The sequence below is a fragment of the Clostridium sartagoforme genome (assembly GCF_004794105.1).
Taxonomy (GTDB): domain Bacteria; phylum Bacillota; class Clostridia; order Clostridiales; family Clostridiaceae; genus Clostridium; species Clostridium sartagoforme_B.
In genome coordinates this window covers 84,154-97,921 of sequence record NZ_SRYR01000006.1, presented here as the reverse complement: position 1 = coordinate 97,921, position 13,768 = coordinate 84,154, and the positions used below count along the sequence as shown (strand labels likewise).

Below are 13,768 nucleotides of genomic sequence, written 5' to 3'. Positions count from 1 at the left end.
ACATTATTAAAAATACTAATTATATTTGTCACTAAACTAACATCATTAGCATAGATTAGTATAAATAGATTCTGTAAATAGGAGGTTATAAATATGAGAATTAGAAATTATAAAAACATTTATCAAATAACTTTTTTAAGTATGCTCTTTCCTATAAATTGTTATCTAGTTGAAGAAGATTCAAATTTAACCTTAATTGATATAGGTTTAAAATCATTTTGTGAACCAGTTCTTAACCTAAGTAAAAAAATAGGAAAGCCTATTAGTAATATTATTCTTACTCATCCCCACTCTGACCATATAGGAGGCTTAGATAAATTAAATGAAAAATTACCAAATGCTACTGTCTATATATCAAAACGTGATTCTTTATTAATGAATGGAGACTTTTCATTAGAAGAAAATGAGCCCTCATCAAAAATTAATGGAGGATTTATAGATGTAAATACAAAATCAGATGTACTTCTAAATGACGGAGATTATATTGGTTCATTAAAAGCTATTTCAACACCAGGCCATACCCCTGGATCCATGTCATTTTATAATGAAGAATTACGAATACTTATTACAGGTGATGCTTTTCAAGTAAAGGGTGGATTATCTGTCTCTGGAGATAAAAGACTTTTCTTTCCCTTCCCTGCTTTAGCAACTTGGAGTAAGGAAATTGCTATTGAAAGTGCTAAAAAGTTAAGCAAATTAGAAATTGATTTATTAGCTACTGGTCATGGTGATGTGATAGAAAGCCCAAAAGAATTAATAATTAATGCAATAAAGAGGGCTGAAAAAAATCTTAAAGGAGGCAGTAGTATATGAAAAAAAGAATTACAAGAGATATAATTATTCAAACTACTATCTCTATAGCAAATGAAAAAGGCTTAAAAAATATCACCTTAAAAGATATAGCTGATGCTTTAGAAATAAAAACTCCATCATTATATAATCATTTAAAAGGGATAGATGATCTTTATAATATATTAGCTAATTATGGACTAAATAAGCTTAAAGAATGCCTTATGGAGGCAACTATTGGCCTCTCAGGCAAGGATGCATTAATTTCTATGAGTAATGAATATAGAAAATTTTCTAGAGATTATCCTCCCTTATATGAATCAACTCAGCTAGTCAGTACTTTTACTGATGTTAATATTGAGAAGCTTTCTACAGATATTATAAATATAATTTCTAAAGTCATTTCTATATATAATTATTCTCAGGAAGAAAATATTCATATTATAAGAACTTTAAGGAGCTACCTTCACGGATTTATAAATTTTGAACAAAATAAGTTATTTGAAATGTCTACTTCAATAGATAAAAGCTTCACTGCTGGATTAGAATTAATAACTAATGGTATTGAAGACAAATATAAAAATATATAAGTGAAAAGCTCACAAACCTAGAATTAACTTGGCTTGTGAGCTTTTACTGGTATCCCCAACAGGGATCGAACCTGTATCTGTCCCTTAGGAGGGGACTGTTCTATCCATTGAACTATGGAGACATATACCAATAAAATTGTATAATAACATTTTCTACATGTCAATATTATGAACAAATAAAAACTTTTATATGTAATTATTTTGGTATATACTTAATTATGGAATTATTTTTATTGATTGAAAGGATTTGATTGAATGCTTAGATCTATAGTTTGGTATATTGTGTTCTTTGGAACTATAATTTTAACCATACCTGCATTAATTAGAACTAAAATGCTAGATAAAAAAGGTGAAATAGAGAAAAGAGATGCTTTAGTTTACAAAGTTACTACACTGTGGGCTAAAACACTTTTAAAAGTAGCTGGAGTTAAGGTAATTGTTCATGGTGTAGAAAACTTACCTAAGGATAAAAATGTATTATATATAGGAAATCACCAAGGAAATTTTGATATTCCAATTTATATGAGTCAAATACCTGGATTAAAAGGTTTTGTATCTAAAATAGAAGTAAAGAAAATACCTGGTGTAAGAACTTGGATGGAATACATGTATTGTGTATTTATGGATAGAAGCAATATAAGAAAAGCTGGAGAAGCTATCGTTCATGGTATTAAGATTCTTAAGTCTGGTCACTCACTAGTTATTTTTCCAGAAGGAACTAGAAGTAAGGGAAATAATATGGGAGAATTTAAAGCTGGAAGCTTTAAGCTTGCAACTAAATCTAAATGTCCTATAGTTCCTGTTACTATGGATGGATCTTATAGAATTATGGAAACTAATAAGCGAAAATGGACTTTAAAACCAGCAACTGTTAATCTTTATATACATCCAGCTATAGAAACTGCTGACTTAAGTAAGGAAGAACAAGATGCATTACCTAAGAAGGTTTATGAAATTATTAAAAATCAACTTCATAAAGCTTAAAATGAATTCATAATAAAACTGTAAAATAAAAGTCGGCAATTTTGCCGACTTTTATTAATTTATACCTTTTAATATAATTTGCTAAAATCATGATTTATTATTTCTAGTAATTTAAACTCTTCATTCTCAAATTCAAACTTTAATATACAACAGTTATCTAGCCTTTCTTTTTGATTAATATCACTATTATAAGCCCAATGCATCATAAATTGACGACAAGCAGCTCCATGAGAAACAGCTAAAACTGTATGGTGATCATCATTTTTCATAATTGAACTAAGAGTTTCTACTACTCTATTTCTCAATTCAAATTCATCTTCACCACCATACTTAACAAAAAAATCTCTGTAGGGTAATGGTGGATTTAAGTCTTCGCTTTCCCCTTCAAAGGTTCCAAAATTCCATTCCTTAAGTCCCTTTACTCTTGTATATGGAATCTTCGCAACATATTCTAATGTATCACAAGCTCTTTCAGATGTAGATGAATATGCATGATCAAAAGTTATGTTATTTCTTTTAAAATATTCACCAGCAATGACCGCTTGTCTAATTCCTAAATTAGTTAATGGAGAATCACACCATCCTTGAACTTTTCTTCTAAAATTAAAAAGTGTTTGTCCATGTCTCATTAAGTATAATGTTTTTTTCATAAGCCCTTCCCCCTATCTAACAAGACTTGCTAACATTTCTACTGCTGATGCTTCTTGATGATTAAAGAAAGAACTTTCTTTTTTATCTAAAGAAGATATTTTATTCATATCATCTTCACTTAACTCAAAATTAAAAACATCTATATTCTGTAGCATCCTTTCCTTATTAACTGTTTTAGCTAATGGAACGATTCCTCTTTGAAGTAACCATCTTAAAATAACTTGCGCAACTGATTTATTATATTTATCTCCTATCGTTTTTAAATCCTGATTTTCAAACATTCCATTTTTCCCCTCAGCAAAAGGAGCCCATGCTTGTAGTTGCACATTATATTTTTGATTAAAAGTCTGTGCATCTAATTGTTGGTGAAATGGATTAATCTCAATCTGATTTACTGCTGGTTTTACCTCATTAAATAAAGCTAAATCAACTAAACGATCTGGATAAAAATTTGATACTCCTATTGCTTTGATTTTTCCTTCTTTATATAAATCTTGCATAGCTCTATACGTTCCATAGTAATCATTTACTGGTTGATGAATTAATACTAAATCCAAATAATCTAATTTCATTTTCTTTAAAGAAGATTCAATAGATGCTTTGGCTTTTTCATAGCCACTATTACCAATCCATACTTTAGTTGTTATAAATAGCTCTTCCCTCGGCACTGATGACTTAGTGATAGCCTCTCCAACAGCTTCTTCGTTACCATAAGCTTGTGCTGTATCAATTAAACGGTAACCTACATCAATAGCATCTAATACAACTCTAACACATTCTTCTTTATCTGTGATTTGAAAAACTCCAAATCCAACTGATGGCATTTTCACACCATTATTTAAGCTTACATATTCCATTTTAATTTCTCCTTTATTTTTATTATTTTTAATCTTATAATAATGTTACCAGTAGGTAGTTACTACCTAGCAAGAGTTTTTTATTTTTTAAATTAGGAGGTAATTTCATGTATACAACTAAAGAGGCATGTGAACTCGTTGGAATATCTTATGAAACGTTGAAATTTTATTGCAAAGAAGGTCTAGTGCCTAATGTCCAAAGGGATAAAAATAATTATCGTAAATTTAATGAAAAAAATATCGCATGGCTAAAAGGACTACAATGTCTAAGAAAATGTGGAATGACTATTAAAGATATGAAGTTATATATGAATTACTGTATGGAAGGTCCCTCTACAATTCCAGAAAGAAAAGAGATGCTTAACAAATCAAAGGAATCCTTATTAAACAGAATTAAAGAACTTAATGAATGTATTGATTTTATTGATAATAAACAATCTTTTTATGATGATGTATTAACTGGCAAGACAGAATATATTAGTAATTTAATTGATGTTGAAAATTGATATATTATCATAAAGAAATATTACTAATCTTATATAGGGCTGTCACGCAAACAGCCCAAATTAATTTTTCATTGTGCGACAGCACCTATTATTTATATATTCCTTGTTACTTTTTTCAAAATTAAGAAGCTTTTCTTGAATGTCAGTATGATTTCCTGCATATCCAATTAACTTTTTATTCTTACCTATAACTCTATGGCAAGGTATTATTATTGGAATTGGATTAGATTTATTTGCCTGACCTATAGCTCTTACTGCTTTATCTTTACCTATGGCTTTTGCTATATCACTATAGCTTCTTGATTCTCCATAAGGTATTTTCAATAATTCTTCCCAAACCCTTTTTCTAAACTCTGTTCCTGATAAATCTATTTTTAAATCGAACTGACTTCTCTCTCCATTAAAGTACTCATTAATTTGCTCAGCTACATCGCTGCATTCTTTAATACTTTCAACTAAAGTAATTTCTTTTAAATCACAATTATTTTTAAACTTTTTAAAGGAATCTTCAATTATTTCAATTCTTTTTAGTCCCATATCACTTTTTACTATTATTATTTCTCCAATAATTTCAGTATTTAATTTAGAATAGTATAATATCTCTTTAAAATTAATCATAATTCCCTCCTCCTAAAGGTTTACTTATTAACTTTTTATAAATTTTTGCAAAATAACTTAATTTACTAATAAATAATACGAGCATATTTCTCAATTATAGTGTATACTAAGTTAGTTAAGAATAAAAATATAATAATATTTAGAAATATAATAACATTTATGTTTAATTATAAATTATTTAGGAAATAGAAAGAGGATTTTGAATGAACGAAATTAAATTTAGTAACTTAGGGCTTAAGGAAACCTTACTGAAATCAATAACTGATTTAGGGTTTGAAGAGCCATCACAAATTCAGGCTGAGGCTATACCTGTTGCCATCGAAGGATATGACCTTATAGGGCAAGCTCAAACTGGAACTGGAAAAACTGCTGCTTTTGGATGTGGAATAATTAATAATATATCAAAAAAAGACGGACTTAGTGCAATAATATTAGCACCAACTAGAGAGTTAGCTATACAAGTTAATGATGAACTTAAAAGATTAGCTAAGTATGATGAGTTAGGAATATTACCTATTTACGGAGGAGATCCAATAACTAATCAGATTAGAGCTTTAAAAAGAAATATTAATATAGTAGTTGGAACTCCTGGTAGAGTTTTAGACCATATTAAAAGAGGAACTATAAAGTTAGATAAGATTAAATTCTTAGTTTTAGATGAAGCGGATGAAATGCTAAACATGGGCTTTATAGATGATTTAGAAGATATTATTAAAAAACTTCCAAGTGAAAGGCAAACACTTCTATTCTCTGCAACTATGCCAGATCAAATAAAAAGACTTGCTAAGAGATACATGAAAGATGATGCTAAGCATATTGCTATAAAGAAGACTTCAATGACTGTTTCAAAAATCAGTCAAAGTTTCTATGAAGTATCACATAAAACTAGATTTGAAGCTCTTTGTAGAGTTTTAGACTTTGATACTCCTTCTTCTGCAATCATATTCTGTAGAACTAAAAAAGGTGTTGATGAGTTAGTAGAAGGAATGCAATCAAGAGGTTACATAGTAGAAGGAATGCATGGAGACATGTCTCAAGCTCATAGATTAAGAACTTTAAAGAAATTTAAAGAAGGTTCTTTAAACTTCTTAGTTGCAACTGATGTAGCTGCAAGAGGAATAGACGTAGAAGGTATTACTCACGTAATTAACTATGATTTACCTCAGGATGTTGAAAGCTATGTTCATAGAATAGGAAGAACTGGTAGAGCTAATAGAGAAGGAACGGCATATTCTTTAGTTTCTCCAAAAGAATATTCAATGCTTAAGCAAATTAAAACAGTAACTAAGGGTGATATAACTAGAAGACCTATCCCTACTGTTAATGATATATTCGCTAGTAAATCAAAAACTATATTAAAGGATGTAAGTGATACTATTAATGATTCAGATTACGATAAATTCCTTCCTGTAGCTCAAGAGCTATCAGAGAAATTTGATTCTGTTGAAATAATTGCAGCTTTAATTAAGAGCAAATTCAATAGCGATCTTATGGATACTTATTCATCTGATGTATTAGAAGCTCCAAAATCTGAAGATGTACGTTTATTCTTATCAGTAGGTAGAAGAGATGGAATAAATCCTAAGTCTTTAGTAAATTTCATTAAGGATACTGCAAGAGTTAAACCTTCATCAATCGGAGATATTGATATATTAGAAAACTTCTCTTTTGTAAATATAGCTCCAGATGTTAAAGATAAGGTTATAAATAAATGTATGGGACTTAAGTTAAATAAGAGAAAAGTTAATATAGAAGTCGCAAATAGAAATAAGAAAAGAAGATAGTTTAAAAGCTGCCCAAGGGCAGCTTTTTTTATTTGCATTTCTTCCTTATGCCTTCATATAAGTGTTTTAGATATTCCATATCAATGTTTTCTTTTTCTAAAATATTCATCCTAGATTCTACACTCTTTATAGTTTCCTTAGCTTCATTAAAGTCCTTTTGACGGATACATGCACTAGTGTACTCTAATAAATAATCTATTTTAATTACTATTTCTGCTAAATCTTCTCTATTATCATTAACTAAGTCTACTAATAATGAATATACCTTTGGTGATGTATCTTTTCTGACACTACTAAGTAAATCATTATTCTTACTAGTTTTTCTTCCCAAGCCTTTCACCTTCTTTCAATTTAATAATTTATATGTATATAAGTTGTAATAAAATTTTTGCATTCTATTTAGTTATATTTTATACTCAAAATATTTTAGTTAGGCAATTACACAAAAAACTTATATAGAAATTAAAAACTATATGCTTTCAATTGATGTAATTTACTTTCAAAAATATTTTTCACTAAAGATAAAGTAATTACTCAATATTTAGATTATTTATTGAAACATATATATAATACTTATTTATAATAATTTATATCATATTTTCATTGTATACCCAATACATTTTAATTGTATAACAAAATTAGGAGGCTTTATTATGCAGAAATTTGTTTGTATTCCTTGTACTTATGTTTATGATCCAGAGTACGGTGATCCTGATAATGGAATAGATCCTGATACTCCCTTTGAAGACCTACCAGATGATTGGGTTTGTCCTGTTTGCGGTGCCATTAAGGATGAATTTGATTTATTAGACGACTAATAAGAAAAAAGGTTGTATCAAGATATTAAGATAATCTCGATACAACTCTTTTAATTTATATAAATTCATTATTCCCTTTTCTTTCAATTATAATTAAAATAAGCTAATAACTAAATTGATAATTTCATCAATATTCCCTTGAAAATTAAATAATTTTTTTAAATTATTTAACCTTTTATAAAGTATTAGCTCATTAATAAGTTATCAAAATTATTAGCAGCTAAAACTAAAGTATCATCTATATTGATTACAGTTGACCCCTTAGGCACTATGACTTCTTCAGCTCGCCTTATCATAACTATTAAAACTTCTTCTGGTATATCCGCATCCATAATACTTTTACCAGCCCATTTATTATCTGACTCTATATTAACTTCTAAAATCTTAGTCTTTTTATCTTCCTTATAGTCATTAAAAGTCCTTAATACTGGTGTATTATCATCTACTAAATCTAATTTTCTCGCAACTATAGGAATTAATGTACCTTGTATTCCTACTGAGAATAGAGCTATAAAGAATATAATATGAAATAAATCATTTTCAATATTAACTCCATATGTTACAGAAAAAATTGCAAAAGCAATTGATGCTGCGCCTCTTAATCCAACCCATGATATAAATACTTTTTCTTTATTTGAATAATCAAATCTATCTAATATTATAAAAGTTGCTAATGGTCTTGCAACAAACATCATAAACAATGATATAACTATAGATATTCCTAAAACTTCAGGTAGTTTAGATGGGAATGATAGCAATCCTAAAATAAAGAATAGAGCTATTTGCATTATCCAAGATACTCCATCAAAGAAGTGATATAAACTCTTTTTATGTGGTATTTTACTATTTCCAATAATAATACCTGCCATATAAACACTTAAGAATCCATTTCCACCAAAATACTCACTAATAGCATAGGATAATATTGCTATAGCAGTTACATATATGGTATAAAAACCTTCTACTTCAAAGTTAACCATTCTCATAATTTTCACTGCAAGTATAGCTAAAATACTACCAACTAATATACCAAACACTATTTGCTTAATAAGCATTGGTAATATTAGTGATGCTCCTGCATTAGACATTAAAGTCAATATGATAATGGTAAGCATATAAGCTATTGGGTCATTACTTCCACTTTCTATTTCTAGTAGAGGTGCTAATGTTCCCTTTAAATTCAGTTTTTGAGAACGTAAAATTGAGAATACTGAAGCTGCATCTGTTGATCCAACGACAGCACCTATTAAAAGCCCTTCTAAAAGACTAGTTCCTAACACAAAATAACAAAATAATCCGGTAAGTCCAGCTGTTATTATAACTCCAAAGCTAGACATTAATATTGATGGCACTGCTGACTTCCTTGCTATATTCCAATTAGTACCGAAGCCACCATAAAACATAATAAATACTAACGCCAAGGAACATATAGTACTAGTTAAATCATAATTATCAAAATATATACCTACTAGTCCATCAGATCCAAATAGCATTCCAAGTACTATAAATATTAGTAACATTGGAACCCCGAATCTGTATAATATCTTGCTCGACGAAATGCAGATTAGTAAAATTAATCCACAAATAATCATTAATTCTACCATATAACCCTCCTCTTCTTATAATAATATATTTATATTATACAATAAAACCGATATAGTTGCAAAGACAACAATCTTTACAACTATATTTTTTTTAAGCTCATCTCTAAATTACTTTGTAACTAATAATCTAAAGCAGTATAATCCATCAAATAAGTCAGAATAAATACTATTATTGTACCTTGTAAGATATAAATTGTTTTTTATTACTAACCCTGCTTCATATATTGATTCTACTAACTTTTCTATATCTATAGTTGGCACATCTACAGTTATAACTAGTAGGCCCTTATTCTTAAGAACTCTCCTTATTTCTGTTAGAACTGATAATAAGGAAACCTCACTTAATAAATGGAGGACAGATATACAAAATATCTTATCAAAGGTTTCATCATCATAACTTAAAGATGCTAAATTTTCATTTTTTAAGGTCATTTGATCTAAATATTCCATGACTAAATACTCGCTATCTTCTCCAAAGCAGCTTTTATGCTCCAATAATACTTCTTCTTTACTTGTTATTCTTTTATCTAAATCTACTGCATGAACTTCACTACAAATACTAGCTAAGTAATATTTAAATGGATGAATAATACCACACCCTGCATCTAAAACTACATCTTCTTCCTTTGCAAAGTTTGATGCCCAGCCATATTCATAAAATCTACTCCACCACTCCTTAGGGATATCAAATATGGATTTATACATAATATTATCAGTTCTTAGTATATATCTAGATTCATAGTTATCTAAACTTTTATAATTATTATTTACATCATCAGAATATATCTTTATATCTTCTAATCGTAATGCCGCATCTCTATCTACAAGCATAGTTTCATAATTTAGTTTAAAGCTCTCATTGTTAGAATAAATCCTTGATAATTCCTTTTGTCCATATGCTCCATACTGAGTTTTTAATCCGATTAAATTCTTCTCAAAATCTTCATTAAGCTCTTTAAGCTTATTTCTTTGCCCAATGGTTTTATGATATACACAGGATTTATAGTATATCTTCGGTGCCCAGTTTTCCTTAGTACCCATATAATAGTTATAGCCCAATATTATACTGTCATCTTCATAACCTTGCTTTCCTGTTAAAAAGTTTATATCATAGGCATTAATTTTCTTTAAAGCATTAAATCTATGAATCACTGGATGTACAAATCCGTAATCCACTCTATTCTCACAAATAGATTCCATAAACTTCACCTTATCATCTAACCCTTCAGGGAAAGTAAAACTCTCCTTTTTGCCCGTTGCTTTATATTCATTATCTTCATAGTAAACTATTCTAGGAGATACTATAGGCTCTTTAGTCTTTTCTAAAAAGTAAATTAATGGTTTATCCCAATTAGGTGTAAATATCATATCTAAATGAACTTCAGCAACATATTTAGTATCATTATAATTCTCCTTAATAAAATTTATCATAGAGTGCCTTGAGAAGGTTATTCCTTCATTTATTCCATTTCCTAAAATCTTAAATTTAATATTATAGTTAGATAAATAATAGTCTAGTTCCTCATTGGTGAAACATCCTTGATTATAAATAAGTATTAATTTATAATCACAATTTTCTAGACTCTTAAAAAAGTCATTAGACATTTTTAAATCATAAATAAAGTCACTTCCGTTCTTATTCAAAAAAAATGGAAGCATATAAATAGTATCCATAACATGCTCCTTAAAATGATTTCTATATTATTTTATTCAAAGAATAAATATTTTGTGTAATATAGTAAGATTTATATAGCATTAATATACAAATTAATTATCTCCAATTTATATGTAAATAAAAAAGAGGCTGCTTAAAAACAGCCCCTAAAGGTAAATCATTATTAATTTATTTTACTCTATGATAAACTATTGGTTCTTCAGATCCTGAAACTATTTCTCCGTTCTTTCTGAAAATTTCTGTTACATACATCTTACCATCTAAGTTCTTTTGCTTTGCTGTAAATATAACTCCTGGTGCAAACTCAGCTTCACTTTCTGCAATAAATGCTCCATCTTCTTCCTTAAATACTATTGGATTAAACTTACTGTTCTTCTCTAACTTATTATAGTCAAAAGTTAACTTATCATTAGAATTTATAAAATCCTTATATTCTATTTCCTTTGGCATCTCATAAGAAGTTAAAACAACTTGATTATTTTCATTTACTGTATATAAAAATAAATGATGTAATTCTGTTACCTTATCCCCATGATTATAGTAAGTTTCATCTATCATAAAGTAACCCTTAAAGTCCTTTGGTAGATTTTGAATCTTATCATTACATACTTCAGCTATATGTTTAGCCTCAGGTGTTCTTACTTCACCAGTTGCAGCCTTTTCTTCTTTTATTTGATTGTCATTATTAAAGATACCCTTTGAGTAACTTATAAACTTATTTAATTTTTCCATTTCTTCACCTCTTAATATAATCTTGATATCTATTTAAGCACGTTACATAAGCATATTTATAACTAAATTATACCATTATTTTTCAGTTTGTAATTTATGTAAAACATCCTTTTTAAGCCTTTTTATCTTATTTAAAATGATTATCTCTCTCAATATACATTTTTTAAGGTTTTATAATTTTTTATTAATATATATTTTTCAATTAATAATCTACATCTATAGTTTTATATCATTATAAATTAAAAATAATTCTTTAGTAAATTTTTTAAATTAAAAGATATATATATCTTTTAATTTAAATATAATTAGTTTATGTATAAAAAAGTGTAGGATTAATTTTTCATTATTATATCCTACACTATATATTCTAACTTTAATTGCTTATTATAGCATTAATAGTTATCTGCATCTTTTCTCTTAACTCTTCATCTTTTAGTAATACCATAGATATTAAGTCTAATAGATACATAGCAGAAAACTGGCTATTTATAAATTTACTTCTATCAACAAACTTAGGATTATAAACTATAAATTCTATATCTGAGTGCTTGCTTAAACTACTTCCTTCAAAACTAGTAATAGAAATAGTTGTTGCCTCATTTTCCTTTGCTTTTCTAAGAGAATGTACTACTTCTTCAGTTTCTCCTGATATAGATATACCTATAACTAAATCATCTTTCTTTACTATAGAGCTATTAATAATCATCATATGTGAATCTGGAATGCTATGGACATTAAATCCCATTCTTAAAAGCCTATGCATCATTTCTGTCCCTGTTAATCCTGAACTCCCAACACCATGAATATATATATTTCTAGCCTTCTTAATCTCATTTACAGCCTTAAATATAGCTTCCTTATCTATCAATGCCTTAGTTCTCTCTATAACCTCATTGTAATATTGATAAGCATAAGAAAATATCTCATCCTCATTCTCGTCTACTACTTCTACCCTATTAGAGCTAAGTTTAATTTTCATATCCACAAAGCTTTCACAGCCTATCTTCTTAGCAAATCTAGTTATAGTGGCCCCTGACGTTCCAATTTCTTTTGCTAAATCAGTAATATTTATATTCTTAATTTTATCCCCATACTGCATTATATAATTAGCTATGTCTTTTTCTTTATCTGAAAAACTATTATATATTTTTTGTATCTCACATAAGATATCCACTTTACCCCTCCAAACAACTGAAAATAAATTGAAAATATAGTTTCAATTTTTATATTTTACTTAAATAATTATTTTGTTTCAAATTTTATAAAACTGAATTAACATATTTAAAACATACTTATAATTAGAATATCACTAATCTAAAATAATTAAAAGAGTTCATTATAATGAATAATTGATAAATCATAATGTTTAATTAAAGAAAAAAACTCCCTTCGGAGCTTTCAAATTTAAATTTTTTAGTAATTTCAAAGGAATTACCTCCTTAATGGTCAATTATTAATTATTAATTATCCATTGTAAAATAAGCTGCCTTTACGGCAGCTTATTTTACAGTGCTTTTAACACTTCATCATTAAATTTTTTAGTTATTAATTGTGGTCTTGTTATTGCTCCACCAACTACTACTGCATATGCTCCCTTTTCTAGAGAAAGCTTTGCCTTTTCTGGTGTATCAAAGTTTCCTTCTGCAATAACTTTTGCCTTACAATCTTTTATTAAAGCTTCTAAAACCTCAAAGTTATTAGCACCTTTAGAATGCTCTGTATAACCAACTAAAGTAGTACCTACATAATGGAATCCAAGCTCTCCAGCTCTTAATCCTTCTTCTATAGTTGATATGTCAGCCATAAAAGCTTGATTTGGGTATTTCTTAAATATACTCTTTAAGAACTCTTCATCTTGATCTATAGTTGCATCTAGTGCAATTATATCTACTCCTGTTTCTACTAAGGCATCTACTTCCTTCATAGTAGGAGTAATATATGGCTTCATATTTTCATAATCTATTTTTATTATACCTATTATAGGTAGATCTACTTCTTTTTTTATAGCAATTATGTCCTCAGTACTATTTGCTCTTATCCCTATAGCACCGCCTTCTTTGGCTGCTACTGCCATTCTACTCATTATATAAGAGCTATGAAGTGGTTCGTTTTCTAGTGCTTGACATGATACAATTAATCCTCTATTTATCTCTTTCACTC

At 28.2% G+C, this 13,768-nt stretch carries 15 protein-coding genes and 1 tRNA gene; 6 read left to right on the top strand and 10 right to left on the bottom strand.

Going from position 1 to position 13,768, the window contains the following annotated elements; genetic code table 11:
* Positions 1-93: 93 nt before the first annotated feature.
* On the top strand, positions 94-813 hold the full coding sequence (locus tag E5347_RS11915) for an MBL fold metallo-hydrolase (RefSeq protein WP_136007452.1): 720 nt from the start codon (positions 94-96) through the stop codon (positions 811-813).
* Positions 810-1,379 carry a TetR/AcrR family transcriptional regulator gene (locus E5347_RS11910; protein WP_136007451.1) on the top strand — a complete coding sequence of 190 codons (570 nt, stop codon included), beginning with the start codon at positions 810-812 and terminating at the stop codon, positions 1,377-1,379. Before E5347_RS11915 ends, E5347_RS11910 begins: the two co-directional genes overlap by 4 nt.
* Positions 1,380-1,426: 47 nt before the next feature.
* On the opposite strand, the gene E5347_RS11905 is transcribed toward E5347_RS11910, so the two are convergent.
* Positions 1,427-1,501 (bottom strand) — tRNA-Arg (locus E5347_RS11905).
* A gap of 133 nt (positions 1,502-1,634) precedes the next feature.
* Between E5347_RS11905 and E5347_RS11900 the strand changes: the two genes are divergently transcribed.
* Positions 1,635-2,363: a lysophospholipid acyltransferase family protein gene (locus E5347_RS11900; RefSeq protein ID WP_136007450.1), complete on the top strand. Its 729-nt coding sequence runs from the start codon at positions 1,635-1,637 to the stop codon at positions 2,361-2,363.
* Between the two features lie 68 nt (positions 2,364-2,431).
* Here E5347_RS11900 and E5347_RS11895 read toward each other — a convergent pair whose 3' ends face one another.
* Positions 2,432-3,013, bottom strand: a complete 582-nt coding sequence (locus E5347_RS11895) for a histidine phosphatase family protein (RefSeq protein ID WP_136007449.1) — start codon at positions 3,011-3,013, stop codon at positions 2,432-2,434.
* Positions 3,014-3,025: 12 nt separating this feature from the next.
* Positions 3,026-3,871, bottom strand: coding sequence for an aldo/keto reductase (locus E5347_RS11890; protein ID WP_136007448.1), 846 nt, complete (start codon positions 3,869-3,871; stop codon positions 3,026-3,028).
* A gap of 107 nt (positions 3,872-3,978) precedes the next feature.
* Here E5347_RS11890 and E5347_RS11885 point away from each other — a divergent pair, with 107 nt between their 5' ends.
* Positions 3,979-4,377 carry a MerR family transcriptional regulator gene (locus tag E5347_RS11885; RefSeq protein ID WP_136007447.1) on the top strand — a complete coding sequence of 133 codons (399 nt, stop codon included), beginning with the start codon at positions 3,979-3,981 and terminating at the stop codon, positions 4,375-4,377.
* A 60-nt stretch (positions 4,378-4,437) separates the two neighbouring features.
* Here the strand turns inward: E5347_RS11885 and E5347_RS11880 are convergent, their stop codons facing one another.
* Positions 4,438-4,995 carry a methylated-DNA--[protein]-cysteine S-methyltransferase gene (locus tag E5347_RS11880; RefSeq protein WP_136007446.1) on the bottom strand — a complete coding sequence of 186 codons (558 nt, stop codon included), beginning with the start codon at positions 4,993-4,995 and terminating at the stop codon, positions 4,438-4,440.
* Positions 4,996-5,198: 203 nt separating this feature from the next.
* Here E5347_RS11880 and E5347_RS11875 point away from each other — a divergent pair, with 203 nt between their 5' ends.
* The gene (locus tag E5347_RS11875) at positions 5,199-6,779 is read left to right on the top strand and encodes a DEAD/DEAH box helicase (RefSeq protein ID WP_136007445.1); all 1,581 of its coding nucleotides are present in this window, start codon (positions 5,199-5,201) and stop codon (positions 6,777-6,779) included.
* Positions 6,780-6,807: 28 nt separating this feature from the next.
* Here the strand turns inward: E5347_RS11875 and E5347_RS11870 are convergent, their stop codons facing one another.
* Positions 6,808-7,110 carry a hypothetical protein gene (locus tag E5347_RS11870; RefSeq protein ID WP_136007444.1) on the bottom strand — a complete coding sequence of 101 codons (303 nt, stop codon included), beginning with the start codon at positions 7,108-7,110 and terminating at the stop codon, positions 6,808-6,810.
* 322 nt (positions 7,111-7,432) lie between these two features.
* Between E5347_RS11870 and rd the strand changes: the two genes are divergently transcribed.
* The gene (gene rd, locus E5347_RS11865; protein WP_136007443.1) at positions 7,433-7,597 is read left to right on the top strand and encodes a rubredoxin; all 165 of its coding nucleotides are present in this window, start codon (positions 7,433-7,435) and stop codon (positions 7,595-7,597) included.
* Between the two features lie 185 nt (positions 7,598-7,782).
* Here the strand turns inward: rd and E5347_RS11860 are convergent, their stop codons facing one another.
* The 5 genes from E5347_RS11860 to E5347_RS11840 form a co-directional block, all read right to left on the bottom strand.
* Positions 7,783-9,201, bottom strand: coding sequence for a potassium/proton antiporter (locus E5347_RS11860; protein ID WP_136007442.1), 1,419 nt, complete (start codon positions 9,199-9,201; stop codon positions 7,783-7,785).
* A 108-nt stretch (positions 9,202-9,309) separates the two neighbouring features.
* Entirely contained in the window at positions 9,310-10,875 is a 1,566-nt protein-coding gene (locus E5347_RS11855) for a class I SAM-dependent methyltransferase (protein ID WP_136007441.1), read from the bottom strand.
* 169 nt (positions 10,876-11,044) lie between these two features.
* On the bottom strand, positions 11,045-11,608 hold the full coding sequence (locus tag E5347_RS11850; protein ID WP_136007440.1) for a hypothetical protein: 564 nt from the start codon (positions 11,606-11,608) through the stop codon (positions 11,045-11,047).
* Between the two features lie 373 nt (positions 11,609-11,981).
* On the bottom strand, positions 11,982-12,782 hold the full coding sequence (locus tag E5347_RS11845; RefSeq protein ID WP_136007439.1) for a MurR/RpiR family transcriptional regulator: 801 nt from the start codon (positions 12,780-12,782) through the stop codon (positions 11,982-11,984).
* Positions 12,783-13,112: 330 nt separating this feature from the next.
* Positions 13,113-13,766 carry an N-acetylmannosamine-6-phosphate 2-epimerase gene (locus E5347_RS11840; RefSeq protein WP_136007438.1) on the bottom strand — a complete coding sequence of 218 codons (654 nt, stop codon included), beginning with the start codon at positions 13,764-13,766 and terminating at the stop codon, positions 13,113-13,115.
* Between the last annotated feature and the right edge of the window lie 2 nt (positions 13,767-13,768).

Bases quoted from the DNA above. Each gene is read 5' to 3' on its own strand.
- E5347_RS11900 (WP_136007450.1), top strand. From the start codon at position 1,635: ATGCTTAGATCTATAGTTTGGTATATTGTGTTCTTTGGAACTATAATT.
- E5347_RS11915 (WP_136007452.1), top strand. From the start codon at position 94: ATGAGAATTAGAAATTATAAAAACATTTATCAAATAACTTTTTTAAGT.
- E5347_RS11855 (WP_136007441.1), bottom strand. From the start codon at position 10,875: ATGGATACTATTTATATGCTTCCATTTTTTTTGAATAAGAACGGAAGT.
- E5347_RS11850 (WP_136007440.1), bottom strand. From the start codon at position 11,608: ATGGAAAAATTAAATAAGTTTATAAGTTACTCAAAGGGTATCTTTAAT.
- E5347_RS11860 (WP_136007442.1), bottom strand. From the start codon at position 9,201: ATGGTAGAATTAATGATTATTTGTGGATTAATTTTACTAATCTGCATT.
- E5347_RS11880 (WP_136007446.1), bottom strand. From the start codon at position 4,995: ATGATTAATTTTAAAGAGATATTATACTATTCTAAATTAAATACTGAA.
- E5347_RS11895 (WP_136007449.1), bottom strand. From the start codon at position 3,013: ATGAAAAAAACATTATACTTAATGAGACATGGACAAACACTTTTTAAT.
- rd (WP_136007443.1), top strand. From the start codon at position 7,433: ATGCAGAAATTTGTTTGTATTCCTTGTACTTATGTTTATGATCCAGAG.
- E5347_RS11890 (WP_136007448.1), bottom strand. From the start codon at position 3,871: ATGGAATATGTAAGCTTAAATAATGGTGTGAAAATGCCATCAGTTGGA.
- E5347_RS11885 (WP_136007447.1), top strand. From the start codon at position 3,979: ATGTATACAACTAAAGAGGCATGTGAACTCGTTGGAATATCTTATGAA.
- E5347_RS11910 (WP_136007451.1), top strand. From the start codon at position 810: ATGAAAAAAAGAATTACAAGAGATATAATTATTCAAACTACTATCTCT.
- E5347_RS11875 (WP_136007445.1), top strand. From the start codon at position 5,199: ATGAACGAAATTAAATTTAGTAACTTAGGGCTTAAGGAAACCTTACTG.